This window comes from Corynebacterium simulans, assembly GCF_001586215.1.
In the GTDB taxonomy this organism is placed as follows: Bacteria; Actinomycetota; Actinomycetes; order Mycobacteriales; family Mycobacteriaceae; genus Corynebacterium; species Corynebacterium simulans.
Genome location: NZ_CP014634.1, coordinates 790,682 through 813,651 on the forward strand (window position 1 = coordinate 790,682; position 22,970 = coordinate 813,651).

The window sequence follows — 22,970 nt, forward strand, 5'->3', positions numbered from 1 at the left end:
CGATACACTGTCCGCCTATAGATTGTTGAACAATTTCAGAAGGGGATTTGAGTGTATGAGCCAGCTCTTTATTGATCTCAATGCCGACCTCGGCGAGACCACCGCAGGCAATCCAGTCGCAGACGACGCAGCGATGCTCAAGCTGGTCTCCTCTGCCAACGTCGCCACCGGCTTCCACGCGGGTGACCCACACTCCATCGCCGGCACCGTCCGCGCAGCTAAAGAAGCGGGCGTCGTCGTTGGTGCACACGTGGGCTACAACGACCCAGCCGCGTTCGGCCGTCGCTTCATCGACTACAACCCGGCTGAGTTGGCAGACGAAGTCACCTATCAAATCGGCGCGCTTGAGGCGCTGGCCCGCGCACACGGCACACGCGTTGCCTACGTCAAGCCGCACGGCGCGATGTACAACGCCATCGTTCACCACGAAGCCCAGGCCACGGCAGTCATCGACGGCATCAAAGCCTTTGGAGATATCCCGGTCATGCTACTGCCGGGTGGCGTGGCAGTCGAGGTCGCCGAGGCACGCGGCCTGACTGTAATCCGCGAGGCCTTCGCCGACCGCAACTACAACCCCGACGGCACCCTGGTCTCGCGCACACAGGACAATGCTGTGCTGCACTCGGCAGACGACGTCGTAAGGCGCGTTCTCGAGGTGGCAGAAACCGGCGCCATCACCGCCATCGACGGCAGCGTCCTTAGCGTGGATGCGCAGTCCGTTTGCACCCACGGTGACTCCCCGGGCGCCGTGGAGATGCTGCGCGGCGTGGTAGCCGAGCTGGATGCCCGTGGCATTGAGATCCGGAGCTTTATCTAATGCACATTCACCCCGTAGGAACCCGCGCGTTGCTCGTGGAGTTGGATGATCTTTCCCAGGTCATGACCTGGCACGAGGCACTTACTGCGCAGCCACTGAAAGACCAAGTCGATGCGATTGCCGCAGCGACTACCCTATTGCTCACCTTTAATACCCCAAACTCGGCGCATGCCGCCGCCGAGCTCTTGGAGGATTTCCGCCCTTCCGCACGCTCCGTGGAGGAGCCACGCTTGGTAGAGATCGACGTGCTTTACGACGGCGCGGATCTAGACGAAGCTGCCGACCTGCTCGGCATGTCCCGCGAGGGGCTTATCGACTGGCATACCTCAACCGAGTGGCTTGCTGCCTTCGGCGGCTTTGCCCCAGGCTTTACGTATTGCACCCCGGCAGATGCCTCCCGCGGCGTCGACATCCCGCGTCGCTCTACCCCGCGTACCGCGGTGCCGAATGGTGCGGTAGGCATCGCCGGTAACTTCTCCGCGGTCTACCCGCGCGTCTCCCCCGGCGGCTGGCAGCTGCTAGGCACCACCTCGACCCCGATGTGGGAATCGGATGCGCAGCCGCCGGCGCTGGTGCAGCCCGGCGACCACGTGCGCTACCGTGCCGTCAGCTCCCTGCCAGACATCGTGTCCACCACCCCGTTTGGCCGCCGTACCCCGGCGCGCCTGCCACGCATGGAAGTCATCGACCCAGGCCTTGTCACCCTCTTCCAGGACCAAGGCCGCCCGGGTCGTGGCAACTTAGGCGTTACCCCTTCGGGCGCGGCTGACCAGGCAGCAGCGGCCACCGCCAACGTCGCGGTGGGCAACCCGCGCGGTGCGACGGTGCTGGAAAACATCGGCGGCATTCGCCTGCGTGCCCTAACTGATACCGTCATTTGCGTCACCGGCGCCCAGGCCCGCGTGGTCCTCGAGGAGATGCCGGTGCACCTCGCGCGCCCCGTACTAGTTACCGCGGGTTCCACCGTGCGCGTTGAGCCCGCCACCTACGGCATGCGCTCGTACATCGCCATCCGCGGCGGCATCGTGGCCGATAGCGAGTTGAGCTCCGCGTCCACCGACGTGCTCTCCGGGCTGGGCCCGGCGCCGGTGCGCCTAGGCGACATCATCGGCGTGTTGCCGCGTTCTACCGCCATGACCGACGCGCAGCTAACGAACCCGCTGCGCGTAACCGAAGGGTCCCGGGGACAGACCGAGGGCGTGCTGCGCTGCGTGCTGGGTCCGCGTGATGACTGGTTCACCAAGGAATCCCTCGAGAAATTCTTAAATACCGAATGGGAAGTTACTCCACAGTCCAACCGCGTCGGCCTGCGCCTTAGGGCCAGCGACGATGCGACCTTGTCACGGGCGCGCTCCGGCGAGCTCCCGAGCGAAGGAATGGTCGCCGGCTCCGTCCAGGTTCCGCCATCGGGTGAGCCGGTAGTCTTCCTGCGCGACCACGCCGTCACCGGCGGCTACCCCGTTATTGCCACCGTCCTCGAAGAAGACATTGATATCGCCGCACAGCTTCCACCGGGAGCCACGGTCCGCTTCGAACTCGCTACAACTATTTAAAGGTTAATTATGATTTCTGCAGTCCTTATTGCAAACCGCGGCGAAATCGCCGTCCGCATCGCTCGCGCCGCCCGCGATCTGGGTATTCGCTCCATCGCCATCTACTCCGAGGCAGACGCAGGCGCCCTACATACCCGCGTGGCCGACGAGGCCTACGCCCTGCCCGGCAACACCGCGGCCGATACCTATATGAATGTCCCGGCATTGCTGGACATTGCGGTTCGCGCCGGCGCTGATGCCATCCACCCGGGCTATGGCTTCCTTTCTGAAAACGCTGACTTTGCCCGCGCCGTCGCCAGTGCGGGCCTGACCTGGATCGGCCCAACCCCAGAATCCATCGAACTGCTCGGTGACAAAATTGCGGCCCGCCGCGTGGCCGAGGAGGTCGGCGCTCCTCTGGCACCGGGCACCTCGGATCCGATTGATGACTGGCAGGAGGCCCGGGCCTTCGCCGAAAAGCACGGTCTACCGATTGCCATCAAAGCTGCATATGGTGGCGGTGGACGCGGCCTAAAGGTCGTGGAAAACTTGGAAGACATTGAGGCAGCTTTCAACTCTGCAGGCCGCGAGGCTAAGGAAGCCTTCGGCCGCGCAGAGTGCTACGTGGAGAAGTTCCTGACTCACCCACGCCACGTCGAGGCGCAAATCCTCGCCGATACCCACGGCAACGTCGCCGTGCTCGGCACCCGCGATTGCTCCACGCAGCGCCGCTTCCAGAAGCTCATCGAGGAAGCCCCTGCCCCAGCGCTTAGCGACGAACAGCGCAAGGGCATCCACGAAGGCGCACGCGCCATCTGTGCCAAGGTGGGGTATACCGGTGCCGGCACCGTGGAGTACATCGTTTCTGAGGACGGCACCATCTCCTTCCTCGAGGTCAACACCCGTGTGCAGGTTGAGCACCCGGTCACTGAGGTGGTCACCGGCGTCGACATCATTGCCGAGCAGTTCCGCATCGCAGCGGGTGAGCCACTTTCCATCTCGACAGATCCGGAATCCACCGGCCACGCTTTCGAATTCCGCATCAACGCCGAGGACATCCTGAACGGCTTTGCGCCATGCCCTGGCACCATCGTGCGCTTTGAGCCGCCGACGGGCCCTGGCATCCGCGTTGACGCCGGCGTGCGCTCCGGCTCCATCGTGCCGCCTTATTACGACTCACTGATTGCCAAGCTACTGGTGTGGGGCCCAACTCGTGAGATCGCCCTGGCTCGTGCAAAGCACGCGCTCGAGGAGTTCGATATCGAAGGCGTGCGCACCGTCCTGCCTTTCCACCGCGACATGGTCTCCTCCCAGGTCCTGGCCGATCACGGCGATGCTGAGACACGAGCCGGTATCTACACCGACTGGTTGGACCACAACTACCGCCCTTCTGCAGAGGCTACGAGCCACATCGCGCCGGTGGAAGCCATCTATGCCAAGCGCACCCAGGTGGCCATCGAAATCGACGGCAAGCTGGTTAGCGTTGGTCTGCCAGAGCGTCTGCTTTCCGGTGTGGCTGCCGGCGCTGCACCATCTGGCACGGCAGGCAACGCAGCATCTGCCGGTGAGGGCGGCAGCACGGAGGGTGCTGTCACCGCGCCTTACGACGCCAACCTCGTGGCCTGGAACGTCGCCGACGGCGACACCGTCGAAGAAGGCGATGACATCGCCACCATCGAGGCTATGAAGATGGAATCTGCTGTAAAGGCTCCATGCGGCGGCACGATCAAGCTGTTGGCCAAGGAAGGCGACCGCTTGGATCCGTCGAAGGTTATCGCGACTATCGACTAATGAATTAAGCTGTCTGGCATGCTTTCTCAGTCCGTGGCGTCGAAAATTCGCGATGGCATCTCGGCCGGCGAGTTCATGCCTGGCCAACAGCTCAGCGAGGTGAAAGCCGCTGAGCGCTTCTCTTGTTCCCGCAATACTCTCCGCGAGGCCTTCACCGAGCTCGCTGCGCAACGCCTCGTGGAGCGCATCCCTAACCGAGGCGTCTTCATTGCGACGCCGGATGCCGATTACGTGCGCGACCTGTTCATCGCGCGCGCCGCTATCGAGCCCTCCGGTGTGCTGTGGGGCGAATTCGCCGACCCAGCAGCGTTGATTGAGCTTGTCACTGCTGCTCGCGCCGCGCAGGAACGCGGTGAGGACCAAGAAGTATCCAACATCAACCAGCGTTTTCACCGCACACTGGTGGCGTCGCTTAATTCCCCGACGCTTAACGAGCAGATGAACAACCTACTCGCACGGATGCGGCTGAGCTTCTTGCTCGTCATCCCGCGTTACCCCACCTTGCATGCTGAGCACATTGAGGGAAACATTCGCTTGTCCCGACTCGTTGCCGACGGAAAACGCGAAAAAGCTGCCGCGCTCTTGCACGACAGCCTGCTGCGCACCTGCGAGAAGATGCTCGCGGTCATCTAGCCTGGGGTGGCTTGGCGGGGCGGCCTCCCTGCCCCCCCATTGCGGTTTGGTCCCATAGGTTGGGTCCCTTTGTGGGGTAAAGGGACCAGTAAGCCAAGTTTTCCGGCACCGGCCACTCGTAAAGAAACCCAACCAATGAAACCCAAGCAATGGGACCATCCACAGAGCCGGGCAAAGGAGAGCCAGGCAAAGGAACGGCAGCCGCAGACCGGGCTTAAGGCACTTGATAGTCCACGTCACGCGCGTCGGTGACGAGCATCTTGCCGGGCTGGTGGGCAATCGCCAAGCGCGGCTTCGAGTTCATCACCACTGCTTGTGGTGTCACGCCGCATGCCCAGAACACCGGGATGTGCCCCTCTGGGATGTCCACGGCGTCGCCGAAGTCAGGGCGCGAAAGATCCTCAATGCCAATAGTCTCAGGGTTGCCCACATGCACCGGCGCCCCGTGCACCGACGGGTAGCGCGAGGTAATGCGCACGGCGTCGGCAACCTGAGATGCGGGAATCGGCCGCATGGAGACCACCAGCGGTCCGCTGAAAATGCCTGCCGGCACAGTCGCGATGTTCGTGCGGTACATCGCGACGTTGCGCCCTTGCTCGATATGGGCCAGTGTGATGCCATTTTCCTGCAGTGCTGACTCAAAAGTGAACGAGCAGCCGATGAGGAACGCAACCATGTCCTCAGTCCAAAACTCGGTGGCGTCTTCCACGGAGTCGGTCAGCTCACCGTCGCGGAAGATGCGGTAGCCCGGAATGTCAGTGCGGATGTCGCCACCGGCGAGCAGCTCCGAGCTGTATTGGCCCGCCTCCAATACGCCCACAATCGGGCACGCCTTCGGATTACGCTGGGCAAACAGCAGGAAGTCGAATGCGTATTCCTGCGGCACGGCGAGCAGGTTCGCCTGCATGAAGCCGTCAGCGAAACCTGCCGTGGTCACCATCTGATTCTGCCGTGCATGCGCCCGTACGTTAGCGGGCTGCATCGAGGAAGGGTGCGCTGTGTAAGACATCGACTATGCCTCCCCTAAGCCCAAAGTTTCATGATTCCGGAGAAAGAGTAAAAACCGATGTAGAGCTCTAGGAGCAGGGCCAAGGTGCCCAGCACCAGCAACCAGGTGGGATACTTGGAATCGCCGAGGAGGTCGCGGCGTCGATAAGCAACCCACATCACCATCGCAAACGCGATAGGCAAAATGATGCCGTTGAATGCGCCGGCGAAAATAAGCAGCTTCTGCGGAGCGGAGTTTAGAAGCAGGAAAAGCAAGGTGCAGACCGCAATGAAACCAACGGTCAGGAAGTTACGGGTACGTGGGGCAACCTTCTGTGTGGTCACGAAGGAGATCGAGGTATAAGACGCACCGATGACCGAGGACAGGCCTGCTGCAAAGAGCACCACGCCGAAGGCACGCAGGCCGAACTCGCCGGCCGCCTGACGGAACGCATCTGCCGCGGTGTTGTCCTCAGACAGTGCTACGCCAGTACTGACGACGCCGAGAACCGCCAAGAAGAGCAGCACACGCATGATACCGGTGATGATGACGCCCATGACGGAGGTAGTGGTGATGTTCTTGATGTGCTCACTACCAGACATTCCACTGTCGATGAGGCGGTGTGCACCGGCGAAGGTGATGTAGCCGCCGACTGTGCCGCCGATCAGCGTGGTGATGACGAAGAAGTCAATCTCTTCTGGCATCACAGTGTTTTTGAGCGCCTCGCCTACTGGTGGCTGGGAGACGATGGCAACGTAGAGCATGAGCAGAATCATGATGGCGCCGAGGGCAGCCACCAAGCGGTCAAGCGCGATGCCGGCGCGCTTGGACAGGAAGACGAAGACGGCAATCGCCGCTGCGATGACGCCGCCGATTCGGGCATCGATGCCAAGCATCGCGTTAAGGCCAAGACCCGTGCCGGCGATGTTGCCGATGTTGAAGACGATGCCGCCCAAGAAGACGAGCACCGCAAGGAACCAGCCGAGGCCTGGCAGAACGGTGTTGCCCAGTTCGTTTGCACGCATGCCGGAGACGCACAAGACACGCCACACGTTGAGCTGAATCGCGATATCCACGACGATGCTCAACAAAATGGCGAAGGCGAAGGCCGCGCCCATCTGGACGGTAAAGACGGAGGTCTGGGTCAAAAAGCCTGGACCAATGGAGGAAGTGGCCATGAGGAACATGGCGCCGGCCATGGCACCAATACCCTTGGGCGGGTTTTTGACGGCTGCAGCTGTTTCAGCACTCACTAGACTGTCCTTTCGTGACGCGGGTCGCATCGTTATGTGATGTGCATCATCTTAAGGTGTTGTTGAACAATTTGGAAAGAAAAACGGTCATTCACTCTAAATCTGCAGTTCACAGCCTTATGGGCAGGTACCCCCTCTACCCCAGCCCACCAACTTTATTTCCAATACACCATTGCACATTCCAGAATTGTGACCTAGGATTCATCTTTAACTAATAGTGATTCGTATTCTTAGGGGCTACACATGACCAAGAATGTCTACATCGCCAGCGCGGCACGCTTGCCCATCGGTAAATTCGGTGGCAGTCTCTCTCGTCTATCACTGACGGAACTCGGCACGCTCGCTTCTCGCGAAGCGATTGACCGTTCGGGAATTCCGGCCGCAGACATCGATACGACAGTGGCTTCCAACGTCCTGCCGGTAGTTCCGAGCGATCTCTACATCGGCCGCAAAATAGCCCTCGGCATTGGGATGCCGGACTCCTCAACCGCGCTCGGAGTCAACCGTTTGTGCGGCTCAGGTGTCCAGGCAATTATCTCCGCGGCCCAGCTTCTGCAATCTGGTGACGGCACCACCGCCCTAGTCGCCGGCGTCGAGTCCATGAGCCAGGCGCCCTATTCCGTCGACGGAATGCGCAGCGGCAAGAAGATGGGTGACGGCAAACTCTACGACTGGCTCACCGGCGCGCTGTCCTGTCCTTTCGGGACAGGCCACATGGGTGTAACGGCAGAAAATATTGCCCGTGACTACGGTATTAGCCGCGAGCGCCAGGACGAGTTCGCAGCGGAATCACAGCGCCGCGCCGCGGCGGCGCAAGCAGAAAACATCCAAGCCGAGGAACTGGTCCCCGTAGGCGACCTGGATTTTGATGAACACGTGAGGCAGACGAGCGTCGACAAGCTGGCGCGTCTCAAGCCGGCCTTTGCCAAGGATGGGACCGTAACCGCAGGCAATGCCTCCGGCATTAACGACGGCGCGGCCGCAGTGGTGCTCACAGGCCAAGAGGAGCTGGAGTCGCGGGCGCTGACGCCACTGGCGAAGATCGTCAGCTGGTCCATCGCCGGCGTCGACCCCACCCGCATGGGCCTGGGGCCCATCGCCGCGGCGCCGAAGGCCCTGAACAAAGCCGGCCTAAAGCTGGACGATATCGATCTCATCGAGTCCAACGAAGCCTTTGCTGCCCAGGCCATCGCGGTGCAGGACGAGCTTGGTTTCGACCCGGCTAAGACGAACATCTACGGCGGTGCCGTCGCCCACGGCCACCCGGTTGGCGCCACCGGCGTCATACTTGTCACCCGCTTGGCTTATGCGCTGCGCCGCCTAGAAAAGCGATATGGCCTGGTCACCATGTGTATCGGCGGCGGGCAAGGCATCGCGCTGATCATAGAGAACGAAGGAGCAAAGTAAATGTCAATCACAAAGGTTGCCGTCATCGGAGCGGGTTCCATGGGCTCGGGCATCGCGGCGCTATGTGCGTCGGCAGGCCTCGACGTCGTCCTGCTCGATCAAAACGCCGAGTCCGCGCAGAAAGGCGTCGATATACAGTTGAAGCGCCGCGGCTTTTATCTCCCCCAAGACGCCGAACGCGTGCGCGCTTCCGCCGACTATGCGTTGTTAGAAGACCGCGATTGGATCATCGAGGCCATCTTCGAGGACCTGGGAGCCAAGCACTCCTTGTACCAAGCCATCGAGCCGCATCTGAAGCCTTCAGCGATTCTCAGCTCGAATACCTCCACCCTCCCGCTCGCTCGCCTCAAGGACGGCGTTCCGGTCGCACGCCAGGAGCGCTTCGCCATCACCCACTTTTTCAATCCGCCCAAGGTCATGCGCTTGGTCGAGTTAATCGCTTCCGGCGAGACCGAGGCCACGCTGCGCTCGACCATCGAACAAACCCTAGGCAAGATTGCGCTCGAGTGCCGCGATACCCCAGGCTTTATTGCCAACCGCGTGGGTTGCTACTGGATGGCAGCCGGCGTCGCCCGTACGCGCGAGAATGGCGTGAGCTACGAGCTTGCCGACGCCTCCTTCGGCCGCGCCTTCGGCATCCCCCGCACCGGTATCTTCGGGCTTTTGGACTACATCGGTTTGCAGCTGGTGGGGCCCATCTGGAACTCATTAGAAACCGCACTGCCTGCCGACGACCCGATGTTGAAGGTTCCGCTCGGCGAGGATGCTTTCATCGCGGGTCTGGTCGAGCGCGGTTTGACCGGGCGCACTGGCGAAGGCGGCTTCTACCGCGGGCGCAACGAGGTCATCAACTCCGACTATGAGTACGTGGCACGCACCCAACCGGACGACCCAGTCATAGGGCTCAAGGATCCGCGCGAGGTCATGGACACAGATTCGCCGGGCGGCCGCTTTGCCCGCGCGGTTTTCCTCGATACGCTGCGCTATTGCTGCGAGGTAGCACCGGAAATCGCCGCGCACGTCGGGCTCATCGACGAAGGTCTCATTCTCGGCTTTGGTTGGAAGAAGGGTATCTTCGCGCTTGCCGACGCCATCGGCATCGAGTGGGTTGCCTCCGCCTACGGTGACGACGTGCCGGCGTTGGTAGACGCGGCAGCCAAGGCAGGTGGATTCTTTGCTGACGGTCAGGTGCTTAGCGCTGACGGCAAGCTGCAGCCACTGCCTGCCCGCGAGGGCGTCGAGAGTCTGCGTTCGCTGCCGCTGGAGACCGTGGTGTCGTTGCCCGCCGGCGCGGTGCATGCTTTAGAAACCGAAGCGGGACGAATCGGCATCGTGGATTTCCATACCCCGATGAACTCGTTGCCTTCCACCGCTCTTGAGGTCATTCGTGCTGCGGTCTCTGCGGTAGACGAACACGGCTTGCAGGCGCTAGTCGTGGGCAACGATGCACCGGTGTTCTGCGCGGGCGCGGACTTGGCTTCGATTGCCGCGGCTGGTGAGTCCGGCTCTGCTGAACGCGTCAAAGAGCTCATTGCGGACGGCTCAAACACGCTGCGCCAGCTGAAGTTCGCGTCGGTTCCCGTGGTCGCGGCGGTGCGCGGTGTTGCCCTGGGCGGCGGCTTAGAGCTAGCCCTTTCCTGCGACCGAATCGTGGCGCACGCAGATAGCCAGCTGGCTTTCCCAGAGCTCAACGTGGGTCTCTATCCGGGCTGGTCGGGCACCATATCCGCGCTGGAGCGTCTCCGCGCAGCTGGCGTGGCCGACTACCACCAGAAAGCCTTCGACTTCATCACCTCGACCAAGCCCTTCCCCAACGCTTTCGTGGCCAAGGAACAGGGCTTCCTCACAGCAGACGACGTCGTGTTAATGTCGCCGGATCACGTGCTCGCTCGCGCGATTGCTGAGGCGCAGTCCCTCATCGAGGGCTACGCCCCGCCTGCTGATGGCGCGATTGACCTTTACTCAGGCCCGGCGCTGGACCGCGAGTGGCCCCTGGAAAATGCCACTGAAAACGACCACGTCATCGCAGCAAAGCTGGCACAGATGTACACCGGTGAGGGCTCACTGAGCTTTAACGAGTTCGCCAACCGTGAGGTGGAGTTCGACGTGCCACTGGTGTTACTGCCAGCGAACGTCGAGCGCGCCAAGCACATGGCGGCGACGCGTAAGCCGCTGCACAACTAGCCCGGCGCGCCCCTCTCCCAACCATTTCTTTCGGATTGGTCCCATAGGTTGGGTCCCTTTACGGGGTAAAGGGACCACCTAGCGGGTTTTAGCCGGCCTTCTTACTCGTAAAGGGACCAGTAGACTGGGACCATCCTCGCTGTTGGGCAGCTTCCAGCGCCTGGCACACCTCCCGCACGACACGAGCTCTCTCCGTGAGCAGCTCCCGTGGGCTGTATCGCAGCACGATGAAGCCACGGTTCTGAATCAGCTTCTCGCGTCGTCGCTCCTCCACGATTGTTTGCTCGGCACTCTTGCCAAACGACGAGCCGTCGTACTTGACGGCACCGTCGATCTCGATCACGACGGCGTCGTCAATGCATGTATCTGCGCGGAAGTTCGGCGGAATGAAGTACTGCGCAACCACCTTCTCCCCCAGCTTTTCCGCGATGGCGATGCCTCGAAAGTAGGACTCGAAAGGCGATTCCGAATGCGCGATGGCGTGCTCAATCGCCTTCCGTGCCTGCGGGGCACCGTGCACGCGACCCATGGCGGTCAGCGTGCGGCGCAGCTCGTCCTTCGTGGTGAGTTCCTTCGCGAGCGCCGAATCCATGGCAACGAGTCCCTCTTCGAAGGAATGGTGCCTTGCGATGTCGATGCACGCTCGTGCCACAGTTGTACAACGGGTGCCGAGCTGCTGGGAAACCATGTTGTCTGGCAGGTGCGTCTTGCGGTAATCGTAATCGGCTGGAATCTTCGTCTTGACTGGCAGCGATTTGGACTGCCTGGCCATTTCAATCTTTTCGTCGAAAGGCGGGAGGACCCAAAGGCCCCATAGCCTGGCTGCTGATTTTCCTATCATGATGGCTTTGTGCACGCTTTTGCCCGCGGCAATCACTTTGAGGCGCTGGCGTTCGTAAGTGGGTAATTGCTCGAAGTAATCCCGCGGGGTTGCGACCCAGGGCGCTATTCGCAGAAGCTCGCCATTGGCTATTTGCTCCCACACCTGATGATCGTTGGACAGTGGACGTAAGTGAATGAGTCGTTGTGTTTGAGTCATACAACAATGTTTGCCAAGCGCGTGCGCCCGTGTCTAGAGTCAATTTTTTACCTGTGGATAACTCTGTGTTTGCGCAGCTAGGAGGAAGTATTTCCTAGGGGGAGTTGGCGCTTTCGAGGCTGTCGGCCGGCTAGCGCCTCAGCGGCTGTCCTCTCGCTGGCGAATGGGCGGTTTCAGCTGCCGCGGTTTGGTCGCCCTCTAGTGGTCCCATTGGTTGGGTAGTTTTACGAGAACCGACTCCCGCGCAATGGCTCCTAAGGGTTTCTTTACCCCCTAATGAAACCCAACCAATGGGACCAAACCCGGTAAGGGGGTGGAGCGAGCGCCAAGCGAGGTGCGAGAGCGCTAGGCGGCACGCATGCCAAGCGGGGCGCGGGCAGGCTGCTACTTGTAGGCCGAGAAACCCGTAATGACCTTGCCCATGATGAGGCTCTGCACGGTGTCGGTTCCCTCATAGGTGTGCATGGCCTCGATGTCGGCAAAGTGGCGCGCGATGTCGTTTTCTAGCAGGATGCCCACGCCGCCGAGCATGTCGCGGGCGTCGGAAGCAATGCGTCGCGCAGCGCGGGTGTTGTGCAGCTTCGCCGCGGAAGCCTGCGGCGGGGTGAGCGTGCCGGCCTCCTCGCGGGCGGCAACCTCGCGGCAGGTCAGCATCATCTGGTTGAGGTCCAGCACCATGTTGGCCAAGCGCTGCTGGATGATCTGCGCTTTTGCCAGCTCACGGCCGAACTGGACGCGCTCCATGACGTAGTTGCGCGCGGTTTCATAGCAAGCCACGGCCGAGCCCAACGCCATCCACGAGACGCCGATGCGCGTTGCAGTCAGCACGCGGGAGACGTCCTTAAACGTTTGGCAGCCGGGCAACCGGTTGGAGGCAGGAATGCGGCAATCCTCCAAGACGATGTGCGCCTGGTGGATAGCGCGCAGTGACAGCTTGCCGGTAATCACCGTGGCCGAGTAGCCCGGCGCGTCCTGCGGAACGATGAAGCCACCCACGTTTCCGTCCTCCATACGGGCGTAAATCACGGTCACGCCACCGGAAGCACCGTTGCCGATCCATTTCTTTTCGCCGTTGAGAACCCAGGAATCGCCGTCGCGGACCGCGGTGGTCTCCAGTGCAATGGAGTCAGAACCGTGCAACGGTTCCGTCAGACCAAACGCGCCGAGCAGCGAACACGACGCCATCGCTGGCAGGTAGCGGGAGCGCTGTTCCTCCGAGCCAAGCATCGCGATGGAGCGCATAGCCAGGCCGGCCTGCATGGCAACGACAGTGCCCATCGAGGCGTCGGCACGCGTGACCTCCATGAGCGCCAAACCCGCGCCGAGTGAGGTCATGGACTCGTGGCCAGGAACGTCAAGGCCGTCCGTCATGAGGTCGAGCTCGCCTAAGCGGCGCACAAGTTCGAGGGGGTATTCGCTTTTCTCCCAATGCTCATTGATAACCGGAAGGCAATCTTCACGAAACGAGCGAGCACGTGCCCAGACCTCGGCGTCTTGGGCACTGATGCCGTCGAACGCGCCGAGAAAGTCAGTTGTAGAATCAAAGAGATTATTGGACATTGCGGGCCTCCGAAACGAATCACTATTAGTCTGCTATTGTGATACACGCCTCACCGCCTGTCAAGAGAACGTACCCAGCGAAAGGCACACCACCATGGCTAACCAGAAGCGCCGCGGCCAAATCGCCACCGCCGCCCTCGACCTCTTTGACCAGCGCGGCTACCACGGCACCGGCATGGAAGACATCGCAAAGGCAGTGGGCATGCGGGCATCGAGCCTCTACAACCACTACAAGTCCAAGCAAGAGCTGCTCGCCGAGGTCACCGTCTCCGCCATGGAGGAACTCCTACGTGCCAACGCCGCGGCGCTCGCCGGAGTCACGGGTTCCGAGGAAAAAATCCTCGCCACGATGCGCGCACACGTCGTCTTCCACGCCACCCACGCCAAGCGCGTCCGCGTGGTCAACAACGAGCTCAACAACCTCGAAGAACCCCACAAATCCGTGGTCCTGCAGCTGCGCCGCGACTATGTGGCGCGTTGGATGAACGTCGTCGACGAGGGCAGCTTCCAAGCCGAGAACCTCAAGATTGCCTGCTGGGCGCTCATCGACATGGGCATCGGCGTGGCCACGTGGTTTAGCCCCGATGGCCCGTACACCGCCGAGGAGCTCGGTGACATGTACGGGCAGTTCGCGCTCCGCCAGCTGACCTAGCCGCTACGCGCAGCCAATCTCCTCGGCCTCTTCGTGGTCCGGGTAGATGACACGGATGCGCGAGTACACCTTGGCGTTGTAGCCACACGCTTCACGTTTGTCGACGACCACCCGCACCGGCGTCTGCTTAAACTTGCCCTCCGAGCAGAAGGGGTCGCAGTCGTTTTCCACGGCCGTGCCCTCAGCCGTGGCCTCATCGGCACCCCAGTTGGACCACCTAAGGTCATTGACCAGGTAGTTGTTATCACCGCAGGCCAGCGAAATGCTGTCGGGGCCTTCCAGTCCGGTGACGGACACGCAGCCCAAGATGGCCGTGGCCTCCACGGTGGTGGTCACATTGGGGCCGACCAGACCGACCACGCGGACCAGCTGGCCGGTTGCCGGAAGGATGGAGAAGCTGACGTGGTCAGCGTCGCGAATGACGCTGATGAGGCCGTCCTCCCCCACGCCGTTGTGGGAGCCCTGCGAGGCCGAAGCCAGGTCGTTGCCGTCGGTGGCGGCCAGAATGTCGTAGACAATCTTCTGCTGCTCGCTGCTCAAACCTGGCTGCAGCAGCAGCTGCAGCGCGCCGAGGGCGCGGTTGGGGAAACGATCCGCAAGAGCTTCCAGCCCAGCGCGGTCGGTGGCCGCCATAAGGTCTTCTGCGGGGATGGCCGGCTGCGGGTCGAACCCCGGCAGCTCGCCTTGGGAGGAGATGTTCACGGTGCCGTCGACGCCCACCGAGTACTCGGTCGTGGCAGTAGACGAGCCATCGGTGTCCACGCGCTTGAGGTACTCCTTTGAGGTCACGCCTTTGTCCGCGGCGTCGGGCTGCGCGGCGGCAGCCTCGCCCGCGTGCGTGAGCACCTCCGCCACGGCGACCGGCTCGCTGTGGTTCACAAACGGGATGACCCCGCCCACCAGAGCTAGGACACCGACGCCCGCGGCCACGGCCTTCCACGGCGTGCGTGACCCCGAATCGACGATGCCGCTGAGCACCGCCTCGGAGCGGGTAAGGGCGGCGTCGTCAAGCGCAGCGTCTGGCACCGGATTTGCGGCGCGCAATTGGGAAAGCGGATCAGTCATCGTAGCCTCCGGTGAGCTCGGAAAGGTGGGTGCGGGCGCGGTGCAGGCGCACGCGGACGTTGTTAGGGGTGATGCCGAGGACCTCGGCGATCTCGGCCTGCGTGAGCTCCTCCCAGGCGAAGAGAGTGAGGATCTCGCGCTCGGCATAAGGAAGCTGCAGCAGGGCGCGGTTGATGTCGAGGGACAAGTCAACGGCGGCGGATTCGTCGGAAAGGGCGCCGTCGAAGTCGTCGAGGTTTTCGAACTCTCGGCGCGAGCGATAGAACTCGCGCATCACGTTGCGGGCGATGCCATAGAGCCATGGCAGCGGGTTCTCCCCTGTCAGGGTGTCGAAGTTGGCCCAGGCGCGCGCGAAGACGTCGGCAGCCAGCTCCTCAGCGTACTCCTGCGGCACGCGACGCCGTAAGAACGCCAAGACGGCAGGATAATGCGCGCGAAAATGCCGGGAGAACTCCCGCTTTCGCGCGCCGGGCAAGGTTAAGACGGACAAATAAAACTCCACGAGCCTGCTGGAACATACTTCACATAGAGTATGTTGCAGCAGGCTCGGAATTATTACAGACTAGTGCGCGACTTTTTCTTTAACCGGAATCAGCACTGTCTTGACCAGAGAGGCGGCCATGCCTGCAGCGTCGACGTCGGTCTGCTGACTCGCGAGGATCAGCATTAGCAGGCCGACCGCTAGCGCCGGGTTGAGTCCGAGCAGCTTGGTGTCGGGCGCAGATGGTTTACTAGTAGACGATGGAACCGCTCGAACTCAGCGCGCTCACCGGCACGCAGTCCCGTACGTATGGCACCCGGAAGATCACCGACTCTATGGTGAACGCACCGGTCCATGTGGCGATCGCACTGTGGGACGAGCGCTGGGACTCGGCGCCGGGCGGCACTGTTGATGGCTGGGTCATCGCAGTAAACACCAGGCAGACGCGCTTCATACGCAAGGGCCAGACCAAGAGCGGCGACGTGGTGGAGATTGCCATCCGCGAATTCGAGAAGGCCACGAAGAACCTGAAGGGCCGAGTCTGGATTGTCACGGGGCGCCGGCAAAATGCGCTGCGGTCGGCGCTGGAACGGCGCGGTTATACGGTGACGGGTAGCTTTGCGGAGGAAAATAGGGCGTCGAAAAGCGCGAGCTCTGTGCGCCGCAAAGAAGCGGGCCTGACCGCGCGTAAGGCCAAGAAGTTGGGCGAGGCGCCGCGGAAGAAAGAGTCCACGCAGGTAGAGACCCCGAAGGCACATTGGTGGCCAAACTTCTCGCAGGCGTCATCATGGCCGGAGGGCGCCACGGTGCGCATTGCTACCGACGCCTCCTCCGACACCGTGTTCAAGGGCTCCATGTGCTTCGTGGCGGGCAATGGCGACTACCGGCTACGCACCCGCGAGACTAAGGCGGGTACTGACGAGCTCGAGCTGGAATCGCTGACCCTGGCGCTGAAGTACCTGCTCAAGGTGGGTGCAAAGAAGGCGATTATTGAAAGCGACTCGGTCGCGGCGCTCGAAGCAGTGGAGCAGTTGCGCAATAAGCAGTCGAAGGCGGTGCGCTCGCGGCGGACGTGGCGCGGCGTGACGTCAGGTGCGCGGTCGCGTTTCCAGCAGGCCTGGAACGACGTCGAGGGCGAATGCGAGGTGGAAATCCGCCGCGTGCTTGGCCATGCGGGCGATCCGCTCAACCGCGCGGCGGACCAGATTGCGTACATGGGGCTGCGTGCGATTGCGCATCCGATGAAGCAGTCGCGGGCCACGCTGCAGGAGGGCATCACCAAGGCGCTGGCCAAGCTTCAGGCTTAGCCGCCAAAAGATGATCAGGCAGGCAAACGCCACCGCCCACAGCCAACGGCGTTCGTGCAGCTTATCGCGATAGATGACGGACATTAACAGGTACCACGCCGACGGGATAATAAAGAAGAGACTGGTTCCTGGGGCCGCGCTAAAGCCAGTAAATCCGATTAAAAGGAAAACGCTGACAGGCCAGCTTTCCACCAAGAAAATGGGTAAAACTTGCCATCCGCCTCTGTTGACTCTGGCTCGTTAGCTTCGGTTTGAGCTGGTACGGCTTCGCTTGGCTCGTCTACTGGCGCTGGTTGGAAAGACTGCGTTTGCGGGGCTGTTTTCGACGCTTTCGTGTTGGTCCCCCTCTACGGGTTTCCCTCTAATGGTCCCTTTACGAGAAGCGTTGGCGACGAATACGGCCCATTGGGTTTCATTACCCCCTAAAGAAACCCAACCAATGGGAGCCAACCAATGGGACCAGTCTGGGACGTGCGGAAACCTCAGAAGGCGAGGGTCAGAGTGAAGGCCAGAGCGGAAGCCAGGCCGCGCGGGGCCGCGGAGGTCAGAGCGGAGGCCAGGCCGCGCGGGGCGCTAGTGACCGCCGTTTCCGCCGGACGCGAAGGTGAAGGTATCGGTCTCACCGGAATCGCAGGTCACGGTGTAGGTGTGGTAGCCGTCGGCAGGACCGGGGCCGATGTTGTCCGGCGCGGTTACGTAGCCCACCAGTTGGCCAAGGTCAGCTGCCGGCGACATCACCGTCGTCGCACCCCACGACGTGGTCAGGTTCGCGCGAGTGCCCGGGCAGTTTGCCGCGATAAGCAGCTCCTGGCCCGGCCCCAGCTGACCGTCAACAGTACTGGTCAGCTGGGTGCCAGCGGTGGTCTTCGCATCCTCGCTGAACGGGTTGAAGCCGGTAGCAACTGCAGCGCCACCACCAGCCAAAATAGCGCAAGCGGCGGTAGCAGCAACGAGGGTCTTTTTCATGATGACTCCTTAACTAGGAAGTTGATGTTCACCTAGTTAGTTGCACTACCGCCGCGTTTATTACAGGCGACCAGAAAGTTTTTCCAGCCGCCAGTAGGAGGCTTAACCGGCGATTCGGCGCGCGCCGTCGCCAGGGCTGGCCACAAGGAAGGTCGGCGCCGGGAAGCCGCGCTCAGCCGCGGCAGCAGCGATTGCCTCCGCCGTCGACTCCACATCGGCACGCTTAACCAGCGCAATCACCGCGCCACCGAAACCGCCCCCAGTCATACGCGCGCCCACCTCGCCGGCCGCCGCGAACGCGCAGTCCAGCTCAGGGGTCGTCACCTCATACTGGTCACGCAGCGAGACATGACTATCGCGCATGAGCTCCCGGAAACGGTCAAGGTTGCCGGCCTCCAAGTCGGAGGCAGCTTCCAAGGTGCGGGCGGTCTCCTCCACGACGTGGGCGACGCGGCGCTTAACGACGCCCTCATCCTCCCCCGCTTCCCTTGCCCACCGGGTGGCGGCCGCAACGGCATCGGGAATATCGCGGATAGTTCCGCCGCGGGCCCCAGAGCCCGCCAATGCAGACTGAACCGCGTCGATGACGCCACGGCGGGAGGCATACTGGCCGTCGTTCAAAGAGTGAGGGGCGTTGGTGTCCGCAATCAGCAGCACCATGTCGCGGTCCGCGATGTTAAACGGCACGCGGCGCACCTCACCCGTGGAGAAGTCCAAGACGAGTGCCTTGCCCTTTTGCCCAAACAGGCTGGCGTTTTGGTCCAAGCCACCCGTCGAGGCGCCCACGACTTCGTTCTCCGCGCGCATGCAGGCGAGAACTAGGCGGGTGCGGGCGGCGTCGTCAGGCGCGTGCCCTGTCGAAAGCTCGTAGGCCGCCACCGCCACCGAGCACTCCAACGCCGCGGAGCTGGAGAGGCCGGAGCCTACCGGAACGTCAGAGACAATCGCGATGTCGAGGCCCTCGCAGGAGGCTATGACGCCGTCCTCGAGGCTCGCCCACACGGCGCCGGCGACGTAGCCAGCCCAGGCGTCCGGGGTGCCGTTGGCCCAACCCGGGCCAACCTCATCCAGAAAAACGTCCACGCGGCGGACTTGGCCGCCAAACTCCGAGGCGATGCGCACGAGCCCATCCGAACGCGGAGCCACGGCCACGGCCGTGTTCTGCTCCAGCGCGAAAGGAATCGAGGCGCCACCTGCGTAGTCGACGTGCTCGCCGATGAGGTTTACTCGGCCCGGCGCGGCCCACACGCCAGCCGGGGCAACGTCAAAGGTGGAGCGAAACAGTTGAGTGGCGGCGTCGGCAAGCGCGGCGTCGGAGCGAGTGGAAATCCAGTTAAGCATCCCAGACCTCCTTGAACCGGTCGGCGATGCGCTCCGGGGTCGTGTCATTGATCCACACTGCCTGCGCGGACTCCGAGCCGGCAAGGTACTTCATGCGGTTCGGTGAGCGCATCAGCGAAAACAGCTGCAGGTGCATGCGCACGTCCCCGCGCAGTGTAGGGTCGGTCGGCGCCAAGTTCCAACCCGCGATATACGGGGTCTTCTCGACGCCGTCGAAGAAACGGTCCACAGCGGTATACAACTTCTTGAGCAAGGCGGCGAGGTCGTCGCGCTGCGCGCTGGAAAGCTCAGTGAAATCCGCCGCGTACTCGTTGGGCATGACCATCGCCTCGAGCGGCCACTTAGCGGCCGCGGGGACGAACACGGTGAAGTGCTCGGTCTCCGCGATGATGCGGGTGCCCGCTGCGCGCTCCTTGTCCAGGATGTCCTGGAAGAGATCGCCCTCGTAAGCCTGGGAGCTGGCCACGATAGCCTTCATGCGCGGCGAGAGGAACGGGTAGGAATAGATCTGGCCGTGCGGGTGCTGCAGCGTCACGCCGATTTCGGCGCCGCGGTTTTCAAACGGGAAGACCTGGGCCACCTCAGGCAGCGCAGACAGCGCAGAGGTGCGGTGTGCCCACGCCTCGATCACGGTACGGATGCGGCTGACCGGGAGATCCTTGAAGCTGGATTCCGGATCAGAGGTAAAGCAGACCACCTCGCAGCGCGCCTTGGCAGGCTTGCGCGGGACCAGGCCCATCTCGTCTACGTCTTCCTCGTAATCCTCCATGCCCATGGCAAAAGACGGGAAGCGGTTTTCGAAGACAACGACGTCATAAGAAGGCGAGGGAATCTCCGTGGGCAGCTGGCCCGGCAGTGTTGGCGCCAGCGGGTTTTCATTAGCTGGCGGCATGAACGTGCGGTTCATGCGGTGAGCGGCAAAAGCCACCCAGTCCCCGGTCAGCGGGTCGCGGCGCATCTCTGAGGCCGGCGTAACCTGCGGCAGATCGCGGCTGTCTTCTAGGACGCGATCGGTGTGTGGGGTGTCGTCGAAGTAGATGATTTCGCGGCCGTCGGCAAGCGCGGCCTTGGTGATCTCTACCATTACTTGGCCTCCGCCAGCTTCGATTCGTCGATCTTGGAAGGGTCAACGATGATGGGGCGCAGCTTAGCCCACAGCATGAAACCTGCTGCTACGACTGCCATGACGACGCCCGCCCAGAGGTTGTCGGAAGATTCCTTCGCCATACCGGTTTCCGGGTTTACACCCGGGTCGAGGGCAAAGGAGCAGATGATAAGCACGATGCCGTAGAGACCAAGCAGGGCACCGATGACGTTGCGAAGATCGAAAGCGCCTGCGTGCTGAGGAGAAGTCTTTTGAGTCATGATGGTTGCTCCTTTAGGCAAAGATGACGTTCAGGCCGATTGCAATGACCAAGCAGATGACGCCGAGCGGAACGGTCTGCTTGTACCACGGAAGGTTCTTCTCGGTGTAGTCCTCGAAGTGGTCCTTCGGTGTAACGGAAGAAACAAAGCCCACGAGCTCCTCGTCCGGCTTCGACTGAGTAAACATGGTGACGATGACGGAGACGATGATGTCTACCGTAAATGCCACGCCGGCGGCCACGAATGCGGTGCCCTGGCCCGGCAGGTTGAATATAGATGCGGTGGCGTCGGTGAAGGTAGCCACATACCAGAACGCAATCGCGGAAGCAGTACCTGCCACGAGGCCGGACCAACCTGCGTGCGGGGTCATGCGCTTCCAGAACATGCCCAGGATGAAGGTTGCGAACAGCGGAGCGTTGAAGAAGCCGAACAGGGTCTGCAGGTAGTCCATGACGTTGCCGAAGTTCTGGGCCAAAAGGGCGGTAAAGACGGCCACACCGGTGGCGACGACGGTCGCGATGCGGCCGAACTTCAGGTAGTAGCCATCCTCGCGATCCTTGACCACGTAGGTCTGCCAAATGTCATAAGAGATAACGGTGTTAAAGGCCGAGATGTTGGCGGCCATGCCGGCCATGAAGGAAGCGAGCAGGCCCGCAATTGCAACGCCCAAAAGGCCGTTCGGGAGCAGGTCGCGCATCAGCAGCAGGATGGCGTCGTTTGGCTTGGCGGTCTCTTCCATCAAGTCAGCGACGGAGACGGAGGCAATCATGCCTGGGATAACCACGAGGAAGGGCACGAACATTTTTGGGAAAGCACCAATGATTGGCGTCTTGCGCGCTGCGGAGATCGACTCCGATGCCATGGCGCGCTGGACCTCGACGAAGTTGGTGGTCCAGTAACCGAAGGAAAGGACGAAGCCTAGTCCCAGGACGATGCCGATGACGGACCAGACCGGATTCTCGAAGCCGGATATGTCAGTGCCCGGCCAGGTGTGGAAGTGGGAATCGTTCGCCACGGAATCCTTCAGCCCCTGCCAGCCGCCGACGCGGTTCAGGCCGATAATCGTCAGCGGTGCAAGCGCAGCGATGATGACGAAGAACTGCAGTACCTCGTTGTAGATGGCAGCGGACAAGCCGCCCAGGGTGATGTAGGACAGGACGATGATGCCTGCAACAACGAGCGCGACCCACATAGGCCAACCCAGCAGGGCCTCAACGATGGTGGCCAGCAGGTACAGGTTCACACCGGCGATGAGCAGCTGGGCTACGGCAAAGGAAATGGCATTGACCAGGTGCGCCGCGCTACCGAAGCGCTTACGCATGAACTCCGGAACGGATCGAACCTTCGAGCCGTAGTAGAACGGCATCATCACGATGCCCAGGAACACCATGGCCGGGATAGCGCCGATCCAGAAATAGTGCATGGTCTGGAAGCCATACTCCACGCCGTTGGCGGACATACCGATGATCTCCACCGCACCGAGGTTCGCAGAGACGAACGCCAGGCCAGTCACCCAAGCCGGCAAACCGCGGCCGGAGAGGAAGAAGTCGATGGAGGAGGAAACGCGGGCTTTGGCAGCCCAGCCGATTCCCAAGACGAAGAGGAAGTACAAGGCAACGAGCAGGTAGTCCACCCAGGTTGCGTCGAGTCTCAATACTGAAGGTTCCATGTGGAGAGCTTTCTTTTAGTAGATTGCGCTCAAGCGAAGCTCGTAGGCAATCGGTTGATGTGCGTTAATTTCGGCAAGGTCGATGCCACTGCGCAGTGCGTTCGGTGGAGCGCTCATGGGTTCCACCGCGAGTGCACGGCCGCGGCCGGGGTAGTTGTCCGGGGTATACATCTGTACCCAGTCAAGGCCCGGCCCCATTGCGAGGCGAACGCCTTTGCCTGCGGAAACGTAATCCGCCGTGAGGGGTCCCTGTCCGTGGAAGCAATCATCCCAAGTCACGTCAGCGATACGCTGCTGCTTGACGACGACGCTTTCCACCACGCCCGTGGGCAAGTTCCGGGTATCAAGAAGGTGGTGTTCGGTGACGCCGAGGCTAAGAATTGAGGCGTTGGCAGCCGCGCCGCGGGCAGAAAGATAGGTATGAAGGCCAAACGCGAAGGGGCAATCCTGCTCCGCGTGGGCCTCAAAGCGGGCGTGAAGCCCAGTTTGATCGAGGCTGTAAGTGGCGGTGAGCTGAATGGGCCACGGCCAAGGGGCCTCGATCTGGATGGTGAGCTGCACTTGGTTCACGCAGTAGCGCTTTAATTCCCAAGCCTTGTCGCATACAAAGCCATGGATGGCGTTGTTGCGCTCAGGCTCATTGACGGGCAGACAGTAAACGCTCCCCCGCCAGTTAAAACGGCCATCTGCAGTGCGGTTAGGCCACGGGGCAAGAACTACGCCGGCGCACATGGGCGGGAGATCCTGATAGGTCTCCACCAGCGGCTCGCCGGCGAAGGTCAGCGACTTAATACCGCCACCGAAGCTGGCAATTTCTGCCTCATATGCGCCATGCGCTATCCGGTAAGTAGGTGCCTGACTGGTCATAACCTAAGGCCTTCCTTTTCCGTGTGTAACTCACTACGTGGCTTAGGTTAAGA

At 61.9% G+C, this 22,970-nt stretch carries 20 protein-coding genes; 8 read left to right on the forward strand and 12 right to left on the reverse strand.

Annotation, left to right across the window (positions count from 1 at the left end; genetic code table 11):
* Positions 1 to 55 precede the first annotated feature (55 nt).
* The 4 genes from WM42_RS03650 to WM42_RS03665 are packed head-to-tail and all read left to right on the forward strand — an operon-like array spanning position 56 to position 4,773.
* Positions 56 to 817, forward strand: coding sequence for a LamB/YcsF family protein (locus WM42_RS03650; RefSeq protein WP_062035723.1), 762 nt, complete (start codon positions 56 to 58; stop codon positions 815 to 817).
* Complete coding sequence (locus WM42_RS03655; RefSeq protein ID WP_062035724.1) at positions 817 to 2,370, forward strand: 5-oxoprolinase subunit B/C family protein; 1,554 nt, start codon at positions 817 to 819, stop codon at positions 2,368 to 2,370. Before WM42_RS03650 ends, WM42_RS03655 begins: the two co-directional genes overlap by 1 nt.
* Before the next feature lie 9 nt (positions 2,371 to 2,379).
* Entirely contained in the window at positions 2,380 to 4,140 is a 1,761-nt protein-coding gene (locus WM42_RS03660) for an acetyl/propionyl/methylcrotonyl-CoA carboxylase subunit alpha (RefSeq protein WP_062035725.1), read from the forward strand.
* Positions 4,141 to 4,158: 18 nt separating this feature from the next.
* Complete coding sequence (locus WM42_RS03665; RefSeq protein WP_062035726.1) at positions 4,159 to 4,773, forward strand: GntR family transcriptional regulator; 615 nt, start codon at positions 4,159 to 4,161, stop codon at positions 4,771 to 4,773.
* Between the two features lie 214 nt (positions 4,774 to 4,987).
* Here the strand turns inward: WM42_RS03665 and WM42_RS03670 are convergent, their stop codons facing one another.
* Both WM42_RS03670 and WM42_RS03675 read right to left on the reverse strand, forming a co-directional pair.
* Complete coding sequence (locus WM42_RS03670; protein ID WP_062035727.1) at positions 4,988 to 5,782, reverse strand: putative hydro-lyase; 795 nt, start codon at positions 5,780 to 5,782, stop codon at positions 4,988 to 4,990.
* Between the two features lie 14 nt (positions 5,783 to 5,796).
* Positions 5,797 to 6,960: an NRAMP family divalent metal transporter gene (locus WM42_RS03675; protein WP_141741058.1), complete on the reverse strand. Its 1,164-nt coding sequence runs from the start codon at positions 6,958 to 6,960 to the stop codon at positions 5,797 to 5,799.
* 297 nt (positions 6,961 to 7,257) lie between these two features.
* On the opposite strand from WM42_RS03675, the gene WM42_RS03680 reads away from it, so the two are divergent.
* Together WM42_RS03680 and WM42_RS13785 are read left to right on the forward strand one after the other, a co-directional pair.
* Positions 7,258 to 8,421 carry a thiolase family protein gene (locus WM42_RS03680; protein WP_062035729.1) on the forward strand — a complete coding sequence of 388 codons (1,164 nt, stop codon included), beginning with the start codon at positions 7,258 to 7,260 and terminating at the stop codon, positions 8,419 to 8,421.
* On the forward strand, positions 8,422 to 10,605 hold the full coding sequence (locus WM42_RS13785) for a 3-hydroxyacyl-CoA dehydrogenase/enoyl-CoA hydratase family protein (protein WP_062035730.1): 2,184 nt from the start codon (positions 8,422 to 8,424) through the stop codon (positions 10,603 to 10,605).
* Positions 10,606 to 10,693: 88 nt separating this feature from the next.
* Here WM42_RS13785 and WM42_RS03690 read toward each other — a convergent pair whose 3' ends face one another.
* Both WM42_RS03690 and WM42_RS03695 read right to left on the reverse strand, forming a co-directional pair.
* The gene (locus tag WM42_RS03690) at positions 10,694 to 11,644 is read right to left on the reverse strand and encodes a DUF559 domain-containing protein (protein ID WP_062035731.1); all 951 of its coding nucleotides are present in this window, start codon (positions 11,642 to 11,644) and stop codon (positions 10,694 to 10,696) included.
* A 384-nt stretch (positions 11,645 to 12,028) separates the two neighbouring features.
* Positions 12,029 to 13,204: an acyl-CoA dehydrogenase family protein gene (locus WM42_RS03695; RefSeq protein WP_062035732.1), complete on the reverse strand. Its 1,176-nt coding sequence runs from the start codon at positions 13,202 to 13,204 to the stop codon at positions 12,029 to 12,031.
* Between the two features lie 94 nt (positions 13,205 to 13,298).
* On the opposite strand from WM42_RS03695, the gene WM42_RS03700 reads away from it, so the two are divergent.
* Complete coding sequence (locus WM42_RS03700) at positions 13,299 to 13,856, forward strand: TetR/AcrR family transcriptional regulator (RefSeq protein ID WP_062035733.1); 558 nt, start codon at positions 13,299 to 13,301, stop codon at positions 13,854 to 13,856.
* Between the two features lie 3 nt (positions 13,857 to 13,859).
* Here WM42_RS03700 and WM42_RS03705 read toward each other — a convergent pair whose 3' ends face one another.
* The gene (locus tag WM42_RS03705) at positions 13,860 to 14,921 is read right to left on the reverse strand and encodes a hypothetical protein (RefSeq protein WP_062035734.1); all 1,062 of its coding nucleotides are present in this window, start codon (positions 14,919 to 14,921) and stop codon (positions 13,860 to 13,862) included.
* Complete coding sequence (locus tag WM42_RS03710; protein ID WP_235591308.1) at positions 14,914 to 15,336, reverse strand: RNA polymerase sigma factor; 423 nt, start codon at positions 15,334 to 15,336, stop codon at positions 14,914 to 14,916. The genes WM42_RS03705 and WM42_RS03710 overlap by 8 nt, the downstream gene beginning before the upstream one ends.
* 326 nt (positions 15,337 to 15,662) lie before the next feature.
* Between WM42_RS03710 and WM42_RS03715 the strand changes: the two genes are divergently transcribed.
* A complete protein-coding gene (locus tag WM42_RS03715) occupies positions 15,663 to 16,709 on the forward strand; it encodes a ribonuclease HI (RefSeq protein ID WP_062035736.1) in 1,047 nt (348 codons plus the stop codon).
* 573 nt (positions 16,710 to 17,282) lie between these two features.
* Here the strand turns inward: WM42_RS03715 and WM42_RS03720 are convergent.
* The 6 genes from WM42_RS03720 to WM42_RS03745 form a co-directional block, all read right to left on the reverse strand.
* The gene (locus WM42_RS03720) at positions 17,283 to 17,675 is read right to left on the reverse strand and encodes a hypothetical protein (RefSeq protein WP_062035737.1); all 393 of its coding nucleotides are present in this window, start codon (positions 17,673 to 17,675) and stop codon (positions 17,283 to 17,285) included.
* Positions 17,676 to 17,777: 102 nt separating this feature from the next.
* Positions 17,778 to 19,016 (reverse strand): galactokinase, encoded by a 1,239-nt coding sequence (gene galK / locus WM42_RS03725; RefSeq protein ID WP_062035738.1) that lies wholly within the window; start codon positions 19,014 to 19,016, stop codon positions 17,778 to 17,780.
* The gene (gene galT, locus WM42_RS03730; RefSeq protein ID WP_062035739.1) at positions 19,009 to 20,100 is read right to left on the reverse strand and encodes a galactose-1-phosphate uridylyltransferase; all 1,092 of its coding nucleotides are present in this window, start codon (positions 20,098 to 20,100) and stop codon (positions 19,009 to 19,011) included. Before galT ends, galK begins: the two co-directional genes overlap by 8 nt.
* On the reverse strand, positions 20,100 to 20,381 hold the full coding sequence (locus WM42_RS03735) for a hypothetical protein (protein WP_062035740.1): 282 nt from the start codon (positions 20,379 to 20,381) through the stop codon (positions 20,100 to 20,102). Before WM42_RS03735 ends, galT begins: the two co-directional genes overlap by 1 nt.
* 13 nt (positions 20,382 to 20,394) lie before the next feature.
* Entirely contained in the window at positions 20,395 to 22,050 is a 1,656-nt protein-coding gene (locus tag WM42_RS03740; protein WP_062035741.1) for a sodium:solute symporter family protein, read from the reverse strand.
* A gap of 15 nt (positions 22,051 to 22,065) precedes the next feature.
* Positions 22,066 to 22,917, reverse strand: a complete 852-nt coding sequence (locus tag WM42_RS03745) for an aldose epimerase family protein (protein ID WP_062035742.1) — start codon at positions 22,915 to 22,917, stop codon at positions 22,066 to 22,068.
* Positions 22,918 to 22,970: the final 53 nt, after the last annotated feature.

Excerpts from the sequence above, each read along its gene's own strand:
- WM42_RS03690 (WP_062035731.1), bottom strand. The coding sequence starts at position 11,644 with ATGACTCAAACACAACGACTCATTCACTTACGTCCACTGTCCAACGAT.
- WM42_RS03735 (WP_062035740.1), bottom strand. The coding sequence starts at position 20,381 with ATGACTCAAAAGACTTCTCCTCAGCACGCAGGCGCTTTCGATCTTCGC.
- WM42_RS03660 (WP_062035725.1), top strand. The coding sequence starts at position 2,380 with ATGATTTCTGCAGTCCTTATTGCAAACCGCGGCGAAATCGCCGTCCGC.
- galK (WP_062035738.1), bottom strand. The coding sequence starts at position 19,016 with ATGCTTAACTGGATTTCCACTCGCTCCGACGCCGCGCTTGCCGACGCC.
- WM42_RS03670 (WP_062035727.1), bottom strand. The coding sequence starts at position 5,782 with ATGTCTTACACAGCGCACCCTTCCTCGATGCAGCCCGCTAACGTACGG.
- WM42_RS03655 (WP_062035724.1), top strand. The coding sequence starts at position 817 with ATGCACATTCACCCCGTAGGAACCCGCGCGTTGCTCGTGGAGTTGGAT.
- WM42_RS03700 (WP_062035733.1), top strand. The coding sequence starts at position 13,299 with ATGGCTAACCAGAAGCGCCGCGGCCAAATCGCCACCGCCGCCCTCGAC.
- WM42_RS13785 (WP_062035730.1), top strand. The coding sequence starts at position 8,422 with ATGTCAATCACAAAGGTTGCCGTCATCGGAGCGGGTTCCATGGGCTCG.
- WM42_RS03705 (WP_062035734.1), bottom strand. The coding sequence starts at position 14,921 with ATGACTGATCCGCTTTCCCAATTGCGCGCCGCAAATCCGGTGCCAGAC.
- WM42_RS03740 (WP_062035741.1), bottom strand. The coding sequence starts at position 22,050 with ATGGAACCTTCAGTATTGAGACTCGACGCAACCTGGGTGGACTACCTG.
- WM42_RS03720 (WP_062035737.1), bottom strand. The coding sequence starts at position 17,675 with ATGAAAAAGACCCTCGTTGCTGCTACCGCCGCTTGCGCTATTTTGGCT.
- WM42_RS03665 (WP_062035726.1), top strand. The coding sequence starts at position 4,159 with ATGCTTTCTCAGTCCGTGGCGTCGAAAATTCGCGATGGCATCTCGGCC.
- galT (WP_062035739.1), bottom strand. The coding sequence starts at position 20,100 with ATGGTAGAGATCACCAAGGCCGCGCTTGCCGACGGCCGCGAAATCATC.
- WM42_RS03745 (WP_062035742.1), bottom strand. The coding sequence starts at position 22,917 with ATGACCAGTCAGGCACCTACTTACCGGATAGCGCATGGCGCATATGAG.
- WM42_RS03680 (WP_062035729.1), top strand. The coding sequence starts at position 7,258 with ATGACCAAGAATGTCTACATCGCCAGCGCGGCACGCTTGCCCATCGGT.
- WM42_RS03695 (WP_062035732.1), bottom strand. The coding sequence starts at position 13,204 with ATGTCCAATAATCTCTTTGATTCTACAACTGACTTTCTCGGCGCGTTC.
- WM42_RS03675 (WP_141741058.1), bottom strand. The coding sequence starts at position 6,960 with ATGGCCGGCGCCATGTTCCTCATGGCCACTTCCTCCATTGGTCCAGGC.
- WM42_RS03715 (WP_062035736.1), top strand. The coding sequence starts at position 15,663 with ATGGAACCGCTCGAACTCAGCGCGCTCACCGGCACGCAGTCCCGTACG.
- WM42_RS03650 (WP_062035723.1), top strand. The coding sequence starts at position 56 with ATGAGCCAGCTCTTTATTGATCTCAATGCCGACCTCGGCGAGACCACC.